The organism is Enterococcus sp. DIV1937, assembly GCF_050535975.1.
Taxonomy (GTDB): domain Bacteria; phylum Bacillota; class Bacilli; order Lactobacillales; family Enterococcaceae; genus Enterococcus; species Enterococcus faecalis.
The window spans coordinates 1939239-1958039 of the sequence record NZ_CP172909.1 but is presented as its reverse complement, the minus strand read 5'-3'; the positions used below and the strand labels follow the sequence as shown (position 1 = coordinate 1958039).

Genomic DNA, 18801 nt, shown 5'->3' with positions numbered 1-18801 from the left:
GATGAGAGGGGAAAAAATGAAGCGATTTTGGGCCTTTACTGCTGTTTTTTTAACAGTTCTACTCATTGGATATTTAGAGCCAGTTTTTTTCCCTGCTGAAAAACCAACCGAAACAGCTCAAAGTGGGCGCTTATCCAGCGCTCACACCGCTGTTCCTCATGAAGAATTGCCAGCTTCTGGCTACGCAGCATACATAGGGAAAGATGTGGAAATCTTTATCCGCCAGTTTGGCAATCCTAAAGAAAAAATTAAAACAGGTCGTACGTATGAATTATGGACGTTCGGTTTGACGATGAATGATTACTTAGAAGTCAACGTTCGAGAAAATAAAGTCATCGCAATTAAGGCCTTTAACAATGACAAAATGATAGAACCGTTTAAAATAGATATGAAGCTTGCTGACTTGTCTGATTTAATGACGATTTATTCGAATTTTGCATTTAATTTTCATCATGAAGCTTACGATGTCGAGCTGATGGAAGAAGATATGAACTATCGACCACTGGTTGCTTTTGATAATGGCAGTTTTGCGGTGTTATTTTTTAATCAGCGGACGGGCGGTTTAATGGCAGTTAATTATGTCAATAAAGAAACGTTGCTCACGGAAATGCCGTATCAATTAAATGAAGGTTCTCCTTTGCCAGTTGATATAACACAGTCAATGACCTTCGATCCTGTTCAAAGTAACCAAGCAATTTATGTCATGAATCTGGTTAAACAGCAAGAAAACCAAGCTGCTTTTTCAGTTTCTACACAAAGCCAAAAAGATGCCCAAACATTGTATCAAACGCTGGCTAATCATACACCAACAATTTTGTCGGCAAATCGACAAGCGGAATTGTTACAAACGAGAGAGGAACATACAGCCATCCATCCCTTTCAGTTGACTAAGGACGAATTTTCTTTATTAGTTAAAACGAGCAAACTTTCGTTGAGAGAACCAGCAGGTATTTTCCAAGAACCTGTTTATGATAGTACCTTTACTATTTTGTCATGGTTTTCGGACCCGCAATATGATAGCTATTTTGCTGAGTCAGAAACGACAGAATTGGGCGTTGCCTTTTCCAATGAAGGTGTGTTAGTCTTATTAGAGAAACGACCAGAAAATAGGCAAATCACGGAGAGTAGTGAAAAGTTATGATTGTAACAGAACATTTATTTGCAATTGAAGATCAAACAGAATGTTTAATTTCAGCACTTTTAGAAAGTGATGCTGTTCAAAACTATAAAGAAACAAAAAAAGCTATGTATGCTTCGGCGGAAGTTGCTCAGTTACAAAAAGCATTTTTAGAAGCTAAGTCAGCCTTTGAACGAGTAGAGGCTTATGGAATTCATGCACCCGATTTTCGGGAGAAACAGCGAGCCCTACGTAAAGCGAAGCGGGCGCTTGATTTAAATGAAATCGTTGCAAATTATCGTTTTGCTGAGACAAACGTTCAAACGTTGCTAGATACAATTGGTTTAAAGATTGCGCAACTAATTTCTGAAGATATTAAAGTAGATGCTGGAAATCCTTTCTTTGAACGAGGAAAGAAACATTCAGGTTGTGGAGGAAGCTGCCATGCAAGCTAAAGAAGAAAAAGAATTTACGCTTCAAGAGCGTCGTTGCCTAATTGTTTGGGTATACACATTAAAACCGTTAAAACAGTTACGCCGATATGGACTGATTCACTATGTTTCACGAAAAATGAAATATGTGGTGATTTACATGAATGAAGAAAATATTGAAAGTAACATGGAAAAAATTAATCAGTTACATTTTGTTCGTAGTGTCGATAAATCGTATCGACCAGATGTCGAAATGAATTTTGCTGAAAAAATTGGTACCAAAGCGGCTTATCAAGAACAAGAAGACGATGGCTATGTAGTAGAGGAATTATCTACAGAGATTCGCTTAGCGGAGAATGTCTAATGCAAAAGAGTGAGAAATGTTATGAGAAATTTCAAACATTTTTCACTCTTTTTGTTATAATGAATTATAAAAGAATGATTGATAAAGGAGTCGAAACAATGCGTGTTATTTCTGGAGAATATGGTGGCCGGCGCCTGAAAGCGTTAGATGGCGACAATACTAGGCCTACAACAGATAAAGTAAAAGAATCTATTTTTAATATGATTGGTCCATATTTCGATGGTGGAATGGCGCTGGATTTATATTCAGGAAGTGGCGGGTTAGCGATTGAAGCCGTTTCTCGTGGAATGGACAAAAGTATTTGTATTGAAAAGAATTTTGCTGCACTAAAAGTAATTAAAGAAAATATTGCGATTACAAAAGAACCAGAAAAATTTGAAGTTAGAAAAATGGATGCTAATCGTGCCTTAGAACAGTTTTATGAAGAGAAGCTACAATTTGATTTGGTCTTATTGGATCCGCCCTATGCCAAACAAGAAATTGTTTCACAATTAGAAAAGATGTTAGAACGGCAGTTATTAACAAACGAAGCCGTTATCGTTTGTGAAACAGATAAAACTGTCAAATTACCGGAAACGATTGGTACACTAGAAAAAACAAGAGAAACCGTTTACGGAATCACTCAAGTAACGATTTATCGTCAGGAGGCGTAAGATGCGTAAAATTGCTCTATTTCCCGGAAGTTTTGATCCGATGACAAATGGTCATTTAAATTTGATTGAACGCAGTGCGAAGTTATTTGACGAAGTCATTATTGGCGTTTTTATAAATACAAGTAAGCAAACATTATTTACGCCAGAAGAGAAAAAATATTTAATTAAAGAAGCAACTAAAGAAATGCCAAATGTGCGTGTTATCATGCAAGAAACCCAGTTAACTGTGGAAAGTGCAAAATCATTAGGGGCTAATTTTTTGATTCGTGGCATTAGAAACGTCAAAGACTACGAGTACGAGAAAGACATTGCTAAAATGAATCAACATCTGGCGCCAGAAATTGAAACGGTTTTTCTATTAGCAGAAGAACCATATGCACATGTAAGCTCCAGTTTACTAAAAGAAGTTTTACGTTTTGGAGGCGATGTGTCTGACTATCTTCCTCCCAATATTTATCATGCGTTAAAACAAAAGAAGAATGACTGGAGCTAAAATAATGAATAAAAAAACAGAAAAATTTTCGTTTAAATCACTCATTCCAATGGTATTGGCATTGCTGCTAATTGGTTTGTTTATCGTCCCAATTCCTTATTATATTGAAGGACCAGGAACGACAGAAAATTTAAAAGAGTTTGTAACTGTTGATGGAAAAAAAGATACGCAGTCAGGTGCTTTTTATTTAACAACGGTGGGCATTCGTTCGGCCACTATTTTTTCTGCCATAAAAGCAAACTTTTCGGATTTTCAAGAAGTCATGTCCAAAAAAGAATTAATGGGAGATAGTAGTAATAGCGAATATAATCGAATTCAACAATACTATATGGATTCCTCAAAAAACGCCGCAATTGAGCAAGCCTTAAAATTAGCGAAGGTTCCATATGAGATGAAATTTAAAGGCGTCTATGTGTTAGCGATGGAAGACAACTCAAGTTTTAAAGGAAAAATTGAAGTTGGCGATACCGTGACAGGCGTGGATGGCAAATCTTTTAAAAGCAGTGAAGAATTAATGAATTACATTAAAGCACAAAAAGTGAATCAAAAAGTCACTGTTCAATTTATTCAAGATGGCAAAGCAAAAGAAGCGACCGGCAAATTAATTGAATTGCCAACAGATAAAAAAGCGGGGATTGGTATTGGTTTGACTGATCATACAGAAATTGATTCTTCTATCCCAGTATCTATTGAAGCGGGTGATATTGGTGGGCCATCGGCTGGTTTAATGTTTACTTTGCAGACCTATGAACAATTAAGTCATAAAGATTTACGTAAAGGTCATGAAATTGCTGGAACAGGTACGATGAACAGTCAAGGAATCGTTGGTAGAATCGGTGGCATTGACAAAAAAGTTGTAACTGCCAGTGAGAACGGCGCAGAAATTTTCTTTGCACCCGATGATGAAATAACTTCAGAAATGAAAAAAGTTGAACCGAAAATCAAATCGAATTATCAAGAAGCACAAGAAGCTGCGAAAAAAATTGGGACAAAAATGAAAATTGTCCCAGTAAAAACGGTTCAAGATGCCTTGAACTATCTAGAAAAATTAAAATAAAAGTGTGCCTGGACCAAAAATTACTAGTGATTTTTGGTCCAGGCGCATTTTTTTGTTAAAAAATGCGTAATTATATTTTGAAGGGAGGACAAACGATGGATTGGTTGAAACAGTTACCCAAAAAGTGGCTATTGCTAGGTAGTGGCGCGTCTATAGTTATTTTGATAACTCTATTAGTGGGCATTTATTTGATGGTTAATAAGGAGCCACGAGTAGACACCACAATGTGGGAGGAGACAAGTCTGACCACTACGGCAGAGGTCGCCACAGATGCCACAAAAGAAAGGGCAGAAACAATGATCTATGTTGATATTAAAGGCGCAGTGAAAGTACCAGGAATCTATCAACTAAAAAATCAGCAGCGGATTTGGGATGCTTTAGCTTTAGCTGGAGGTGTGAGCGAGGAAGCTGATACTACCCAGGTCAATTACGCTCAAAAAGTAAAAGATCAAATGATTATTTACGTGCCCAAAAAAGGAGAATCAGTGCCACAGTCATTAGAAACGCTGCAGGAATCAGCACCTGCTCAGCAAAATCAGGAGGAAAAAATCAACCTTAATACGGCAACAGAAGCAGAGCTACAAACGATTTCAGGAATCGGTGCGAAAAAAGCACAAGAGATTATTCGTTTTCGTGACGAACAAGGACCGTTTAAAACCGTCGAGGAACTGAAAAATGTTCCAGGTATTGGAGAGAAAACAGTAGAACGTTTAAAAGACATGTTGACAGTGACTGGCTAACTTTTAACAGAAAATTCCTGAGAATTCTTGACTATGGGATGCGGATAACATACTATTTGTAATAAGATTAAATGATTTGGCAAATCGAACACAGGAGTCATTAAAAATAAAGGAGGTTTATTATGGAACGAATTCCATGGGACCAATATTTTATGGGACAAAGCGTCTTATTATCATTAAGAAGTACTTGCACACGGTTAACTGTCGGAGCAACCATTGTTCGCGACAAACGAATTATTGCAGGAGGTTACAATGGTTCAGTCAGTGGCGGAACGCATTGTATTGATGAAGGATGCTATGTTGTTGATAATCATTGCGTTCGAACAATCCACGCAGAAATGAATGCAATTTTACAATGTGCGAAGTTTGGCGTCCCTACAGAAGGGGCAGAAATTTATGTGACACATTTCCCTTGCCTGCAATGTACAAAGATGATTTTACAAGCAGGGATTAAAAAGATTTATTATTTAAAGGATTACCGTAATGATGCGTACGCCCTAAATTTAATTGAACAAGTAGGAGCCACGGTTGAAAAAGTGACTTTAGTACCAAAATATTTTGCCGAATTACAATGGGGAGAAGAATTTGCCACACTTGAGGACAATCTTTCCTCAGCTGAGGAATAATTGGTTCTTCATAGCTCTGCTGACTAGTTGTGGGCTGTGGTGTTTTTTCGCACCTAGTCTATTAGGAGCTCTTCTTCTTTCTATCACTGTTATCCGTATTGTCTGTACAAAAAGTTTTCCTGTTATATTGGGAGGTTTTTTGTGCAGTTTTTTAATAGTAGGGGGCATATTGATTTTCCAGTGGTTAAAGCCAGTCTCTTTGTTGCCTAAAGAAGTTCGCTTGTCAGGACAGCTAACGATATTACCAGATGAAATACAAGTCGATGGTGATCAAGTAAAATTTCCTGCCAATTGGATCGTAAAAGGCAAAAGGCAGAAAGTGATGGCATTTTATCAATTAAAAAGTGTGAAAGAAAAACAGCAATGGCAACAACTAACCACAACCATTCAGGCAACCGCTGTAGGTATTTTAGACTCGCCCCAAGGTCAAACCAACAAAAATGGCTTCAATTATCAACTATTTTTAAAGAATCAAGGAATCGAAGCTATTTTATTCATTGAGGAGATAGGACAACCGCGTTCCTTTTTTTCTTGGCGGTTTAAAGAAATCATTAGCGGCTGGCGGAAGTGGGCGATGGTACATATTCAGAAAAATTTTGCTGAGACTAGTGCAATGTATATGAATGCGTTGCTCTTAGGTTTTCGTAATGAAGAATTTGCTGAAATAAGCGATAAATTTTCAGCATTAGGCATTTTGCATCTTTTTAGTTTGTCAGGGATGCATGTTTCTTTTTTCCTTCGTTTATTTCGCTTACTAATGCTAAGAATTGCTCGCCGAACGCAAGAAAGTTATTTTTTGTGGCAATGCGGTTTTTCACTGATATATGCTGGTTTAACAGGATTCTCAGTTAGTGTCATGCGGGCGCTTTTACAAACAAACCTCAATACGTTCAATCGACGGTTTAATTGGCAGGTTCCGGCCCTCGATTGTTGGAGTTTAACTCTCTTAGTGCACTTGATTGTTCAGCCAACCCTCTTTTTTTCAGTCGGCGGTCAATTTAGTTATTTACTTTCCTTTGTTCTGCTGTTTTTAGAGCAAACATTGGTTGGTTATTCTTCGCCTTTCATTAAAAATTGTTTAGGCTCTTTCCTATTGGCTGTGGCTTCCTTACCTATTTTAGTCCAATCATTTTATGAATGGCCCTTGTTAGGAAGTTTCTTAACATTTCTCTTGTTACCAATTTTTGAACGGTTCTTGTTACCGCTTTTGACGTTGAGCTTTTTTCTAGTGATTATTATGCCAGCACGTTATTTAGCAGCCTTGCTCGAACCACTATTTTTAACAATGAATGGCTTATTTGAGTGGGTGCTAGTTCACTTAAATCCGAAGCTGACCATCGGCTATTTAAATTCTTGGATACAAATTAGTTTGTTATTACTAATCGGACTTTCAATGATTTATTTAGCAGACAAGTCTAAAAAAATTCTTTTCTCAATCGGACTACTAATTGTTTTGATAAATAGTAAATACCTTTCGCCAATTGGCATTGTTGCAATGATTGATGTAGGCCAAGGGGATAGTTTGTTTATCCAAGCGCCTTTTCACAGAAAAAATACACTAATCGATACAGGTGGTCGGTTGTCTTTTGACAAAGAAGCTTGGCGGCAACGGAAAAATAGTCGATCAGGAGCGGAATATTCAGTGATTCCTTTTCTCAAAAGTCAAGGGGTCAAACGTTTAGATGAAGTGATCATCACACACGCACATGAAGACCATTTTGGCGATTTATTAGCCATTGCGCAGAAGGTTCCAATTTCTGTTCTTTATTTTCCTAAAGGAGCAGCTGAAGCCAATTTTTCGTTTCGCCAAGTCTTGAAACAACTCCAAAAAAGCGGGACAGACTGTCGGCCAATTTTAGCGCCCAAGCGAATTAATGGGCCCGTTTCTTTTCAAATTTTATCACCAAATAAGAGCAGTATTGGGGGCAATAATGACTCGATAGTGTTTTCCACACAATTAGGCGGACGGCATTTTTTATTTACTGGTGACTTGGAAGCCGAAGGAGAAGAACAAGTGTTGGCTCGCTATCCCCAGTTGAAAATCGACATCTTGAAAGTCGGTCATCATGGTAGTAAAACGTCGTCTACTAAAAGATTTATCAAACAGCTTAATCCGCGAGAAGCATTGATTTCAGCTGGACTGAATAATCGTTTTAAACATCCTCATCAGGAGACATTAGCGACGCTGGAGGAGCAAAAAATAAATTATTATCGGACTGATCTTCAAGGAATGATTTATTATCAATGGTTACCTTGGCAAGGGCTTTCTAAAGCCAAATTTGTTAAAGAACAAGACTAGTATTTCCAGAAGTAACATGATAGGATAAACAAGAGAAACGAGAAAAGGAGCGAGCCAATGGAGTTACAAAAAGCTTTGAAAGAAGTGCGAGAGCAAAAAATCGCTCCAGTGTATTTATTAATAGGAACAGAACTTTATTTAACTGAATTATTTAAAACAACATTGATGAAAGAATTGTTGACGGAAGAGGATGATCAATTTAACTTTTTCTCATTTGATATGGAGGAAACACCTTTAAGTGCAGCGATTGCTGAAGCGGAAACAATTCCGTTTTTTGGTGATTATCGCCTTGTCTTTGTGGAAAATCCTTACTTTTTAACTGCCGAAAGAAAAACAAACGGTGTGGAACATGATGTCAATCTTTTATTGAATTATTTGGAAAGTCCATCACCAACAACTGTTCTTGTTTTTATGGCCTCTTATGAAAAATTAGATGAACGCAAAAAAATTACCAAAGCATTGAAAAAAAATGCCACAGTAGTTGATGTCAATCCAATGGATGAAAAGGCTATTCGTCAGTACATTTCTCAAACGATTGAGAGTGAAGGGTACACTATTCGCTCCGATGCTTTTGATTTATTACTTCAATTGACAGACTTGAACTTATCAAAAATTATGGGAGAATTACAGAAGCTGTATTTATATGCCCTTGAAACGAAGACAATTACACGAGGTGCGGTTCAAGAATTAGTCCCTAAGTCTTTGGAACATAATGTTTTTGACTTAACCAACGAAGTACTTTCTGGAAACAGTGAAAAAGCTGTTCAATTGTATGAAGATTTACTTTTACAAGGAGAAGAAACCATTAAGTTAAATGCAATCTTATTGAATCAGATTCGCCTTTTTCTACAAACAAAAATTTTGGCTAAGATGGGCTATCAACAAGCGAATATTGCTGATACATTAAAGGTTCATCCTTATCGAGTCAAGTTAGCGTTACAACAAGTCCGACGATTTGAATTGTCTCGATTAGAAAGACTTTATGATGAATTAGTTGAAAATGATTACCGCATGAAAACGGGCCAAATGGATAAAGAATTACTATTCCAATTATTTATTTTAAAATTGACTGCGCAAGCAAAATAAGAAAGTGCCAGAGACAATCGTCATTCAACGATTGTCTCTGGCACTTTCTTATTATTTAGCTCCTAATAGTTCTTCTTTTCCGTGAACAAGCTGTGTCAACATGGCACAGAAAGGTGTTGCTACGTTGTATTTTTGTCCTTTGCGCCAAACAGCACCATTAATGTAATCAATTTCTGTGAGACGATGATTTTTAATTAAATCTTGATACATAGACGGATAGTGCAAGCCAATACCGTTTGGATCATAAGTTTGAGCAATATGTGTATAGACTTCTGCTTGATCTAAATGAATGGCTTCTTTTTCTGCGACTGCTGCAAATTCACTGATTAATGTTTTAACAAGGGATTCACTAACAGGTAGTGCACCAAATTCGGCAATGTTACAATCAAGGATTGTACACAAACCGTTTAGCGTGCCATTGACACAGGCTTTCCGCCAAATAGAGTAGCGAACATTGCTACTATAGCTTGGATTTAAACCAGCTTTTTGGAAGACATCAACGACTTCTAAAGCAAATTCTTTACCAGAAGGATCAATATTTTCTAATTCAATTTCGCCATCACCTAAAAGTTTAACACGTCCCGGTCCTTCTAAACCAGCTGTCCACATGGTAATGCCAACCAAGATGTTTTCTTTTGGCACATATTTTTCTAGTACATCTTCATGACCTAAGCCATTTAATAAACATAGTACATACGTTTTTTCAGTAATCATTGGTTGAATCGCTTTAAACATTGCATCTAATTGTTGTGCTTTGGTTAAAGCAATAATTAAATCAACTTGTTCATTTTGATGGTCAATTTCTTCTGGTGAGAAGATTGGTAGGTTCGCGACAACTTCTTCTCCATTAAAATCAGCGATTAAACCATTTTTACGAATGGCTTCAATGTGCGCGGGCCATTGATCGATTAAAGTTACATCATTTCCGTCTTGATGCAACATAATTCCTAAACGGCTGCCCATAGCGCCGGCACCAGCAATTGCAATTTTCATGTGTATCCATCTCCTTAAAAGTTCTTTAACCGTTATTATTATACAGCAACTTTCTTAAAAATGAATAAATGGGACTTGCAAATTTGTTATTTTTTAAATGTTTCCTAAAAAGTAAGGATTGCATCAAATGGTAAAGTAAGCTAAAGTAAAGCGTGGAAAAGTTTATAAATGAAAGTAGAGGAATCGTTAATGACGAAAGAAAAATTTTGTCGAGAATCACGAGTGATTCAAACACATCGTGTATTTCCCTTTGATTTAAATCCCTTTGGTGCACTATTTGGTGGGAAATTAATGTCTTTAATTGATGACGCCGCATCCATTTCCGTTTCACGACATTGTCGGAGAGGGGCAGTTACAGCATCTTTAGATAACTTGAATTTTTTAAAACCTTTAAAAGAAAATCACTCAGTGTGTGTTGAAACGTTTGTTTCTGGCGTGCATCATAAATCGATGGAAGTATTTGTTAAAGTTGTAGGAGAAGATTTAACAACTGGAGAGCGTTATTTAGCGGCGACTTGTTTTACAACTTTTGTAGCCATTCCGTCTCATATGAATCCTGAAAGTGACTTCCAATTAGCGGCAGTCGTCCCAGAAACTGCAGAAGAAAAGTTGATTTGTTCCAATTATGAAACGAGACGACAACAACGTTTAGCTTTGCGAGAAGAGACTAAATTATTTAGTCAACATCTCACAACAGATTTACCGTGGATTGATTCACCTTTATAAAAAAATGTCCGAGTCTTTGTGAAAACAGACTTGGACATTTTTTGATGAAAAAAGAAGCTAACATGAATGCTAACTTCTATCTCACATTATTTAGCTAATTTGCTTAAACGAATTTTATCGCGGTTAGCTTTGTTTTTATGGATTAAACCTTTAGTTGCAGCCATATCAACAGCTTTAACAGCTTCGTTGTATAAAGCATCGACGTTATCAGCTCCAGCAGCTACAGCTTCTTCAAATTTCTTGATTGCTGTACGCATTGCGTTTGTTTGAGATGAATTTTTCGCATTCGCGTTAGCACTTGTACGTACGCGTTTGATTGCAGATTCGATATTTGGCATTTGTTTCACCTCCGATGATTTAGGTTTTACACTGGTCAGCCAATGTAATTCAACAGTAATCATTATACCTAATCCATTGTTCCATTGCAATAAAAGACGACAAGTTTTTTTCCTTAACAGACAATTTCAAGAAAAAAATAAGAAAATTTGCCAGAGCCTTAAGAAAAAAGCATACATTTTTTTTAAAACATGCTATGATAAAATAGATAAATGAAAAATGGTGGTGTCTTTGTGAGTATTGCATTATTGGTAACGATTACTTTGGTAATGGGTGTAATTTTTGTTAACGGTTGGACGGATGCGCCGAACGCAATTGCAACCGCTGTCTCGACTCGGGTGTTAAAACCGAATGTCGCAATTTGGATGGCTGTTGTGATGAACTTTTTAGGTGCATTAGTCATGACCTTTTTTAATGCCCAAGTAGCTGAAACGATTAGTAACATTGTTAGTTTTGACGCAAATGGAAACGCTTCACAGGTGGCTTTGGCTGCTTCGCTTTTTTCAATTGTGGTTTGGGCAGTTGCTGCGTGGTATTTTGGTATTCCCACAAGTGAAAGCCATGCGTTAATTGCCGGCTTGACTGGTTCGGCAATGGCATTAGGTGGTTTGGGTGCAGTCAATGGCTCGGAATGGATCAAAGTGCTTGTTGGTCTAGTTGTTTCTACCGTTATGGGCTTTGGCGGCGGTTATTTAATTGCCAAACTTGTTGTGAAAGCTTTCTCGGCTGTGCCTAGAAGAAAAGCCAACAAATTTTTTACAGTTGGACAAGCCTTTGGTGCAGGAGCTAATGCTTTTTTACATGGTGCGCAAGATGGGCAAAAATTTATGGGCGTGTTCATGTTAGTGCTTTTTTATAATAATTTAGTCGAAAAAACAGGTGGCGGTTTTGTGATTCCGTTATGGGTTATGGTTCTGTGTTCCATTACAATGGGCATTGGAACTTCTGTGGGCGGCATGAGAATCATTAAATCAGTCGGGATGGATATGGTAAAACTTGAACGCTATCAAGGCTTCACTGCAGATTTAAGCACGGCTATTTGTTTATTTTTAGCATCGGCTTTTGGGATTCCAGTTTCAACTACTCATACAAAAACAACAGCGATTATGGGAGTAGGTGCTTCTAAGCGAATCTCAAGTGTTGACTGGCGTATCGTGAAAGAAATGCTGATAGCATGGATTTTAACTTTCCCAGGATGTGGGCTGATCGCTTATGTGATGTCAAAATTATTTATTGCAATTTTTTAAGGAGAGAAAAACATGGCACGTAAAAAACAATTTGATTATTTTGGAGAATTAAACCAGTTAGCAACAAATGCTTATGAAGCGGCAAAGGTTTTGCAAGAAATTGTAGACAATTATTCATTAGAAAACTTAGTAAAAAAATCAGAAGTGATTCATCAATTGGAAAAAGAGAATGATGAAATTGTTCGCAAAATTTTAAATGAACTCTATATTTCCTTTATTACGCCGATTGATCGAGAAGATATTGTCGATATTACGGATCACTTAGATAACATTATCGATAGCATTAATAGTTTGTCTTATTTACTTGATCATTTAGTTGTCGAAGAAATGATTACGCCCGCGCTAGAATTAACTGCTTATATTGTTAAAGCGACAGAAGGCGTTAAATCAGCAACGAAGGAATTTGCAAAATTTAAGAATTCTAAAACGTTAGTTTCATTGATTGATGAAGTGAATACGATTGAATCTCAAGGCGATAAATTATACAGTAGCGCCATGAAAGATTTGATGACTAACGAAAAAGATTTATTAAAAGTTATCAAGTGGAAAGATGTTTACGATCAGCTTGAGCGCACAATTAATGATTGTGAATCAGCTGTTAATATTATTGTCGGAATTGTCATTAAAAATACGTAAAGAAAAGAGGGGGAGCTGTTGGTTAAAGTAATTGTTGATGCTGATGATTTTGGGATGTCAGAAGCGATTAATCATGGCATTATCAAAAGTTATGTCGATGGTTTAACAACGTCGACACTTTTGATGCCCAATTTACCAACAGCAGAACACGCCGTTGCGTTAGCAAAAAATTATCCAGGCTTATTTGTAGGTCAGCATACGAATTTTTTGTTAGGGAAACCTTGTGCGGACCCATGTATGATTCCTTCACTGGTAGATGAACAAGGCAATTTTCATCGCTCTTCTTATTATCGTCAACAAAAGCAAGTAACCTTCGTATATGAAGAAGTACGACTTGAAACGATTGCGCAATTGACGCGCTTTAAGGAACTAACTGGACATTATCCACAACATTTTGATTGCCATTCGATTGGGGATGAAGTGGTTGATCAAGTATTTTTAGAATTAGCAGAAGAGTACGGACTTCATACAACCCTGAAATATAGTGGGGAAAAAGAATATCCACCGCAACAAGGTTATTTCCAGGTGACACATTTGTTAGAGTCTGGGGCGTTATCTTATATTCACGAAGGCGTATCAGTGGAGAATTTTTTAAAAGATGACTTTGGTTTATTACGGATGCCGGAATCGGCAATTGCTGAGATGCATTTTGATGTTGGGTATTTGGATCAATTTGTGTTAGACAATTCTTCTTATACCACTTTACGCTGCAAAGAATTAGCAACGATTTGTGATCCTCGTGTTCGTCAGTGGTTTGAAGAACAGGGGATTGAGCGAATAACGTTTGGCGATTTAAAAAAATAAAACCGTTGCTTTCACTGTTGAAAGCAACGGTTTTATTTTTATGAGAATAACCAGTAGCCAATTAAAATCGCACCTAAAATTACACGATACCAACCGAAAACTGTAAAATCGTTTTTCTTCAAGTAATTCAATAAGAATTTAATCGCAATGATGGAAACAACGAAGGCAACAATAGAGCCAGTTAATAAAATAATGATTTCTTCTGACCCAAACGTATTTCCTTTGGCCAAGAATTTAAAGATTTTTAAAAAACTTGCTCCAAACATTACTGGAATTCCTAAGAAAAATGAAAACTCTGTTGCAACAAAACGTGAGGCCCCAATTAAGATTGCCCCTAAAATGGTCGCTCCTGAACGTGAAGTTCCTGGAATTAATGCCAGTACTTGGAAAGCACCAACGATTAAAGCGGCTTTATAAGTGAAGTCTTTTAGATTAGTACACTTCGGTGCAACATTTTTATTTCGTTTTTCAATGATAATAAAAGCAATCCCATAAACAATTAACATAATCGATACTGTTAAAAAGTTATAAAAATGTGCATCTAAATAATCATCAAATTTTAGACCAATAACTGCCGCTGGTAAACAAGCGACTAAGACTTTAGACCAAAGAATCCAAGTATCTTTTTTCTCTTCGCCATTTTTCTTTGGTGAGAAAGGATTCAATTTGTGGAAGTATAAAATAACAACCGCCATAATCGCTCCCAATTGGATAACGACGTTGAACATTTCCATAAAATCTTTACTTAGATCGAGTTTAATAAACTCATCCACTAAAATTAAATGTCCGGTACTACTAATTGGAAGCCACTCGGTAATTCCTTCGATAATACCAAGAATAATTGCTTTCCATAGGTTAGCAAAAAGCATGTCACCATTCCTTTCTGAAATAAATGCAAAATACATCAAGTATAAGTATACCCGCTGACAAAGTAAATGCCAATGCAAATTCTTATTTTAAAATAAATTTTAGAATTATACAAAGGTGCCACTTGTAATTCATGAAACTTTTTTCTATACTAGTGATACTTTAAAAAATGGGGGAAGAGAAATGTTTGGATTTTTGAAGAAAAAGAATGAAGTTGTCGAAAATAATACAATGTATGCCGTTGCCAATGGAACCGTTATCCCAATTAGTGAAGTGAATGATCCTGTTTTTTCACAAAAAATGATGGGAGATGGCTATGCAGTAGTTCCAGAAAATGGTGAAATTTATGCACCTATTGAAGGAGAAGTTTTAAGCGTTTTCCAAACAAAACATGCCATTGGTTTAAAAATGACAAACGGTCTTGAAATTTTATTACACATGGGTATCGATACGGTAGAGTTAAACGGGGCACCGTTCACTATTAAAGTGAAAGAAGGCGACCAAGTGACTGCAGATACGGTGGTCGCAATTGCTGATTTAGAAGCAATTAAAGCAGCTGGTAAAGGAACTGAAATGGTTGTCATTATTACCAACATGGATAAAGTAGCACAATTTTCGTTAGAGAAAACTGGCGTGGTTACAGCTGGTACACCAGTTGGCTCTGCCACAGCCAATTAATGCATTAGACAGATATTTCTATAAAGGAATATCTGTTTTTTTTGAACAGAAATAAAATTTTATTTTGGAATTAAAAAATATTTAGAAAAATAGTTGAAATTTTATTTCAAACAAGTTATAATGAAAGCGTATTAGAGAGGAGCTAAAAAGATGTATGGTATTTCAGTTTTTCTTGGTGAAGAGATTACAAACGATACAATTATTTATATCAAAAAGATGAAAGCGCTTGGATTTGATGGTATTTTCACTTCTTTACACATTCCAGAAGATGATACTTCCCTTTACCGCCAACGCTTGACTGATTTAGGGGCAATTGCTAAGGCAGAAAAAATGAAAATTATGGTAGATATTTCAGGTGAAGCGTTAAAAAGAGCGGGTTTTTCTTTCGATGAATTAGAGCCTTTAATCGAGTTGGGCGTAACTGGCCTTCGGATGGACTATGGCATTACGATAGAACAAATGGCTCATGCTTCACATAAGATTGATATAGGATTGAATGCTAGTACCATTACACTGGAAGAAGTGGCTGAGTTAAAGGCTCACCAAGCGGACTTTTCTCGCTTAGAAGCTTGGCATAATTATTATCCAAGACCTGAAACCGGCATTGGAACAACATTTTTTAATGAAAAGAACCGCTGGCTTAAAGAGTTAGGCTTACAAGTTTTTACTTTTGTGCCAGGAGATGGGCAAACAAGAGGCCCAATTTTTGCTGGTTTACCAACATTAGAAAAACATCGTGGGCAAAATCCTTTCGCCGCTGCCGTTGGTTTGATGGCTGATCCTTATGTCGATGCTGTTTATATTGGTGATCCCACAATTAGTGAGCGAACCATGGCTCAATTTGGTTATTATCACCAAACCAATCAATTTCTGTTAGAAGTAGCACCTAGCGAGAGCCGCTATTTGAAGCGAATACTTGGGAGTCATACCAATCGTTTAGATGCTGCAAGAGATGTTTTGCGAAGTGAATTATCAAGAACGAGTGAAATGTTCAGAAAAGATGAAATTGCAACGATTGAGTCAGAGCAGACTGAAGCACGTCCAGTGGGAACCGTAACGATTGATAATGAAAAATATGGTCGCTATATGGGAGAAATTCAAGTCACACTTGTGGACTTGCCGAAAGATGAAAAAGTCAATACGATTACACGAATTATTGAAAAAGATCAAACGATATTGCCGTTAATCAAGGCAGGCAATCAATTTACGCTAGTCACGGAAGGAACGATAGAAAATGAATTTAGAAAACTTAACAACTGAACGTAGAAATGAAAATACAATGGGCTTAGATGAGATGAGTGTCAAAGAAGCTTTACAAAAAATGAATCAAGAAGACCAAAAAGTTGCAATGGCAGTGGGTCAAGAATTAGCAGCCATTGAACCAGTGGTAGAAGCCATCATCAAAAGCTTCAATCAAGGCGGCCGCTTGATCTACATGGGCGCTGGTACGAGTGGTCGGTTAGGTGTCTTAGATGCAGCCGAATGTGTACCAACTTTTGGCGTCGAGCCAGAGATGGTTCAAGGCCTCATCGCTGGTGGTCAAAAAGCAATGACTGTCGCAGTAGAAGGTGCTGAAGATTCAAAAGAACTAGGTCGTCAAGATTTAGTTGATCTAAAATTATCAGCAAATGACATTGTTGTCGGGATTGCAGCCAGTGGTCGGACGCCTTATGTAATTGGCGGTTTAGAATATGCTGCAACGGTGGGAGCAGCTACCGCAACTGTGGCATGTAATAAAAATGCCGAAATTAGTAAATATGCGCAAATGCCGATTGAAGTAGATGCAGGACCTGAATTTTTAACAGGTTCGACTCGCTTGAAATCTGGGACAGCTCAAAAATTAATTTTAAATATGTTATCAACTATTTCCATGATTGGTATTGGGAAAGTCTACAATAACTTAATGGTTGATGTAAAACCAACCAATGAAAAATTAGTGGAGCGTTCCAAACGGATTATTATGGAAGCAACGGGTTGTAGTTATGAAGTTGCCGAACTAAAATTTGTAGAAGCAGAAGAAAATGTGAAGTTAGCAATTGTAATGATTTTAACTGATAGTACTAAAGAAGAAGCAACACAAAAATTAATTGACGGGAATCAATTTATCAAGAATACATTAAATTAAGGAATTAGGAGGGTGTTTTAACATGGCAGAAGAAAGAATTAAACGCATTGCTGATGGGATTTATAAAGAAGTTGGTGGTCAAGAAAACGTGGACAAAGTCATTCATTGTATGACTCGTGTTCGTATGGATATCCGCGATTATGACAAAGTGGATATTGAAGGATTGAAAAAAATTGATGGCGTTATGGGCGTCGTAGAAGATGATACGTTGCAAGTAGTTGTTGGTCCAGGGACTGTTAACAAGGTTGCACAAGAAATGGTAGATCAAGCAGGTGTCAAATTGGGAGAACCATTTAATCATGACACCGCAACTGATGCTTCAGCAGGCAAATCTGGAAAAGATTTAGTAGAAGAAAAAGCCGCTCAAATGAAAGCACAACAAAAAGCGAAACAAAATAACACTTCACCATTTAAAAAAGTGTTAAAAGCCATTTCTAGTATCTTTGTTCCGATGATTCCTGCCTTTGTTGGGGCTGGTATTATTGGCGGGATTGCAGCTGTTATGTCTAACTTAGTTGTTGCTGGTGATATTTCAGCTTCATGGCAACAATATATTGATGTCTTAAATATCATTAAAAATGGGATTTTTGCTTATTTAGCTCTTTACACTGGGATTAACAGTGCCAGCGTTTTTGGTGCAACGCCAGCGTTGGGTGGTGTTATTGGGGCAGTCACAATGTTGACAGGAATGAATCCGGATGCACCAATCAGTAATATTTTCACTGGGGGAACATTATCTGCAGGACAAGGCGGAATTATCGGTGTTATTTTTGCCGTATGGTTATTATCATTGTTAGAAAAACAATTGCATAAAATTGTCCCAGAATCAATTGATATTATTGTAACGCCAACCATTTCACTTTTAGTGATTGGCTTAGCAACTATTTTCTTAATCATGCCTGTAGCCGGAGCTATTTCTAATGGCTTAGTTGGTATTATCAATGTTGTCTTAGAAAAAGGTGGCATGGTTGCTGGCTTTACTCTTGGTTTAACCTTCTTGCCAATGGTAATGTTTGGTTTACATCAAATTTTGACGCCAATCCACATTGAAATGATTAATCAAACAGGGATGACTTTGTTATTACCAATCTTGGCCATGGCTGGTGCGGGACAAGTCGGTGCAGCTTTAGCATTATGGATTCGTTGTAAATCAGATAAAAAATTAGTTGAAATGATTAAAGGTGCCTTGCCAGTTGGGATTTTAGGTATTGGTGAACCATTAATCTACGGAGTTACTTTACCATTAGGACGTCCATTCATTACTGCTTGTATCGGCGGTGGTATTGGTGGTGCGGTGATTGGGGCCTTCGGTAATGTTGGTGCGATTGCTATTGGACCAAGTGGGGTGGCTTTAATTCCATTAATTGCCAACAACCAATGGCTTGCATATGTATTAGGTTTATTGGCTGCTTACGCAGGTGGTTTTGTAGCAACGTTATTCTTTGGGATTCCTAAAGATATGCAAACAACTAAATAATAAATAGAAAAAAGGAGAACTTGGCTTCTCCCTTTTTCTTTGTTAA

21 protein-coding genes are annotated in these 18801 nt (G+C 37.2%); 18 read left to right on the top strand and 3 right to left on the bottom strand.

All coding sequences use genetic code 11. The features are described from left to right. Positions 1-16: 16 nt before the first annotated feature. The 10 genes from IGL13_RS09355 to holA all read left to right on the top strand — a co-directional run bounded on the left by IGL13_RS09355 (position 17) and on the right by holA (position 8866). A complete protein-coding gene (locus IGL13_RS09355; protein ID WP_002378557.1) occupies positions 17-1141 on the top strand; it encodes a CAP-associated domain-containing protein in 1125 nt (374 codons plus the stop codon). Beyond that, the gene (locus tag IGL13_RS09350; protein ID WP_002356689.1) at positions 1138-1572 is read left to right on the top strand and encodes a YlbF family regulator; all 435 of its coding nucleotides are present in this window, start codon (positions 1138-1140) and stop codon (positions 1570-1572) included. The genes IGL13_RS09355 and IGL13_RS09350 overlap by 4 nt, the downstream gene beginning before the upstream one ends. After that, entirely contained in the window at positions 1562-1912 is a 351-nt protein-coding gene (locus IGL13_RS09345) for a YlbG family protein (protein ID WP_002359714.1), read from the top strand. The genes IGL13_RS09350 and IGL13_RS09345 overlap by 11 nt, the downstream gene beginning before the upstream one ends. Before the next feature lie 59 nt (positions 1913-1971). Continuing rightward, a complete protein-coding gene (gene rsmD, locus IGL13_RS09340) occupies positions 1972-2565 on the top strand; it encodes a 16S rRNA (guanine(966)-N(2))-methyltransferase RsmD (protein ID WP_002414371.1) in 594 nt (197 codons plus the stop codon). Position 2566: 1 nt separating this feature from the next. Next, entirely contained in the window at positions 2567-3058 is a 492-nt protein-coding gene (coaD, locus tag IGL13_RS09335) for a pantetheine-phosphate adenylyltransferase (protein WP_002378556.1), read from the top strand. Continuing rightward, positions 3045-4115 carry a SepM family pheromone-processing serine protease gene (locus tag IGL13_RS09330; RefSeq protein ID WP_002382735.1) on the top strand — a complete coding sequence of 357 codons (1071 nt, stop codon included), beginning with the start codon at positions 3045-3047 and terminating at the stop codon, positions 4113-4115. Before coaD ends, IGL13_RS09330 begins: the two co-directional genes overlap by 14 nt. A 62-nt stretch (positions 4116-4177) precedes the next feature. Beyond that, positions 4178-4855 (top strand): helix-hairpin-helix domain-containing protein, encoded by a 678-nt coding sequence (locus IGL13_RS09325; protein WP_002401900.1) that lies wholly within the window; start codon positions 4178-4180, stop codon positions 4853-4855. A gap of 122 nt (positions 4856-4977) precedes the next feature. Further along, a complete protein-coding gene (locus IGL13_RS09320; RefSeq protein ID WP_002378554.1) occupies positions 4978-5481 on the top strand; it encodes a ComE operon protein 2 in 504 nt (167 codons plus the stop codon). A gap of 34 nt (positions 5482-5515) precedes the next feature. Further along, positions 5516-7780 carry a DNA internalization-related competence protein ComEC/Rec2 gene (locus tag IGL13_RS09315; RefSeq protein WP_002378553.1) on the top strand — a complete coding sequence of 755 codons (2265 nt, stop codon included), beginning with the start codon at positions 5516-5518 and terminating at the stop codon, positions 7778-7780. A gap of 57 nt (positions 7781-7837) precedes the next feature. Next, the gene (holA, locus tag IGL13_RS09310) at positions 7838-8866 is read left to right on the top strand and encodes a DNA polymerase III subunit delta (protein ID WP_002362655.1); all 1029 of its coding nucleotides are present in this window, start codon (positions 7838-7840) and stop codon (positions 8864-8866) included. A 51-nt stretch (positions 8867-8917) separates the two neighbouring features. Here the strand turns inward: holA and IGL13_RS09305 are convergent, their stop codons facing one another. Continuing rightward, positions 8918-9859, bottom strand: coding sequence for a ketopantoate reductase family protein (locus IGL13_RS09305; protein ID WP_002401903.1), 942 nt, complete (start codon positions 9857-9859; stop codon positions 8918-8920). Positions 9860-10027: 168 nt separating this feature from the next. Between IGL13_RS09305 and IGL13_RS09300 the strand changes: the two genes are divergently transcribed. Further along, positions 10028-10585 carry an acyl-CoA thioesterase gene (locus IGL13_RS09300; RefSeq protein ID WP_002382741.1) on the top strand — a complete coding sequence of 186 codons (558 nt, stop codon included), beginning with the start codon at positions 10028-10030 and terminating at the stop codon, positions 10583-10585. A gap of 86 nt (positions 10586-10671) precedes the next feature. Here IGL13_RS09300 and rpsT read toward each other — a convergent pair whose 3' ends face one another. After that, a complete protein-coding gene (gene rpsT / locus IGL13_RS09295) occupies positions 10672-10923 on the bottom strand; it encodes a 30S ribosomal protein S20 (protein ID WP_002356703.1) in 252 nt (83 codons plus the stop codon). Positions 10924-11133: 210 nt separating this feature from the next. On the opposite strand from rpsT, the gene IGL13_RS09290 reads away from it, so the two are divergent. Genes IGL13_RS09290 through IGL13_RS09280 form a run of 3 tightly spaced genes read left to right on the top strand, consistent with a single transcriptional unit; the run spans position 11134 to position 13608 of the window. Continuing rightward, the gene (locus tag IGL13_RS09290; protein ID WP_002356704.1) at positions 11134-12168 is read left to right on the top strand and encodes an inorganic phosphate transporter; all 1035 of its coding nucleotides are present in this window, start codon (positions 11134-11136) and stop codon (positions 12166-12168) included. Positions 12169-12180: 12 nt separating this feature from the next. After that, positions 12181-12804 carry a DUF47 domain-containing protein gene (locus tag IGL13_RS09285; RefSeq protein ID WP_002378551.1) on the top strand — a complete coding sequence of 208 codons (624 nt, stop codon included), beginning with the start codon at positions 12181-12183 and terminating at the stop codon, positions 12802-12804. A gap of 18 nt (positions 12805-12822) precedes the next feature. Continuing rightward, positions 12823-13608, top strand: coding sequence for a ChbG/HpnK family deacetylase (locus tag IGL13_RS09280; protein WP_002378549.1), 786 nt, complete (start codon positions 12823-12825; stop codon positions 13606-13608). 38 nt (positions 13609-13646) lie between these two features. Here the strand turns inward: IGL13_RS09280 and IGL13_RS09275 are convergent, their stop codons facing one another. Further along, positions 13647-14477, bottom strand: a complete 831-nt coding sequence (locus tag IGL13_RS09275) for an undecaprenyl-diphosphate phosphatase (RefSeq protein WP_002356708.1) — start codon at positions 14475-14477, stop codon at positions 13647-13649. Between the two features lie 115 nt (positions 14478-14592). On the opposite strand from IGL13_RS09275, the gene IGL13_RS09270 reads away from it, so the two are divergent. The 4 genes from IGL13_RS09270 (at position 14593) to IGL13_RS09255 (ending at position 18755) form a co-directional block, all read left to right on the top strand. Beyond that, a complete protein-coding gene (locus IGL13_RS09270) occupies positions 14593-15153 on the top strand; it encodes a PTS sugar transporter subunit IIA (RefSeq protein ID WP_002380597.1) in 561 nt (186 codons plus the stop codon). A gap of 150 nt (positions 15154-15303) precedes the next feature. Beyond that, positions 15304-16413, top strand: coding sequence for a DUF871 domain-containing protein (locus tag IGL13_RS09265; RefSeq protein WP_002378548.1), 1110 nt, complete (start codon positions 15304-15306; stop codon positions 16411-16413). Next, positions 16388-17278 (top strand): N-acetylmuramic acid 6-phosphate etherase, encoded by an 891-nt coding sequence (gene murQ, locus IGL13_RS09260; protein ID WP_002364445.1) that lies wholly within the window; start codon positions 16388-16390, stop codon positions 17276-17278. The genes IGL13_RS09265 and murQ overlap by 26 nt, the downstream gene beginning before the upstream one ends. 22 nt (positions 17279-17300) lie before the next feature. Then, positions 17301-18755, top strand: a complete 1455-nt coding sequence (locus IGL13_RS09255; protein ID WP_002356713.1) for a PTS transporter subunit EIIC — start codon at positions 17301-17303, stop codon at positions 18753-18755. Positions 18756-18801: the final 46 nt, after the last annotated feature.

Bases quoted from the DNA above. Each gene is read 5' to 3' on its own strand.
- IGL13_RS09355 (WP_002378557.1), top strand. From the start codon at position 17: ATGAAGCGATTTTGGGCCTTTACTGCTGTTTTTTTAACAGTTCTACTC.
- IGL13_RS09350 (WP_002356689.1), top strand. From the start codon at position 1,138: ATGATTGTAACAGAACATTTATTTGCAATTGAAGATCAAACAGAATGT.
- IGL13_RS09345 (WP_002359714.1), top strand. From the start codon at position 1,562: ATGCAAGCTAAAGAAGAAAAAGAATTTACGCTTCAAGAGCGTCGTTGC.
- rsmD (WP_002414371.1), top strand. From the start codon at position 1,972: ATGAATTATAAAAGAATGATTGATAAAGGAGTCGAAACAATGCGTGTT.
- coaD (WP_002378556.1), top strand. From the start codon at position 2,567: ATGCGTAAAATTGCTCTATTTCCCGGAAGTTTTGATCCGATGACAAAT.
- IGL13_RS09330 (WP_002382735.1), top strand. From the start codon at position 3,045: ATGACTGGAGCTAAAATAATGAATAAAAAAACAGAAAAATTTTCGTTT.
- IGL13_RS09325 (WP_002401900.1), top strand. From the start codon at position 4,178: ATGCGTAATTATATTTTGAAGGGAGGACAAACGATGGATTGGTTGAAA.
- IGL13_RS09320 (WP_002378554.1), top strand. From the start codon at position 4,978: ATGGAACGAATTCCATGGGACCAATATTTTATGGGACAAAGCGTCTTA.
- holA (WP_002362655.1), top strand. From the start codon at position 7,838: ATGGAGTTACAAAAAGCTTTGAAAGAAGTGCGAGAGCAAAAAATCGCT.
- IGL13_RS09305 (WP_002401903.1), bottom strand. From the start codon at position 9,859: ATGAAAATTGCAATTGCTGGTGCCGGCGCTATGGGCAGCCGTTTAGGA.
- IGL13_RS09300 (WP_002382741.1), top strand. From the start codon at position 10,028: ATGAAAGTAGAGGAATCGTTAATGACGAAAGAAAAATTTTGTCGAGAA.
- rpsT (WP_002356703.1), bottom strand. From the start codon at position 10,923: ATGCCAAATATCGAATCTGCAATCAAACGCGTACGTACAAGTGCTAAC.
- IGL13_RS09290 (WP_002356704.1), top strand. From the start codon at position 11,134: ATGAAAAATGGTGGTGTCTTTGTGAGTATTGCATTATTGGTAACGATT.
- IGL13_RS09285 (WP_002378551.1), top strand. From the start codon at position 12,181: ATGGCACGTAAAAAACAATTTGATTATTTTGGAGAATTAAACCAGTTA.
- IGL13_RS09275 (WP_002356708.1), bottom strand. From the start codon at position 14,477: ATGCTTTTTGCTAACCTATGGAAAGCAATTATTCTTGGTATTATCGAA.
- IGL13_RS09265 (WP_002378548.1), top strand. From the start codon at position 15,304: ATGTATGGTATTTCAGTTTTTCTTGGTGAAGAGATTACAAACGATACA.
- murQ (WP_002364445.1), top strand. From the start codon at position 16,388: ATGAATTTAGAAAACTTAACAACTGAACGTAGAAATGAAAATACAATG.
- IGL13_RS09255 (WP_002356713.1), top strand. From the start codon at position 17,301: ATGGCAGAAGAAAGAATTAAACGCATTGCTGATGGGATTTATAAAGAA.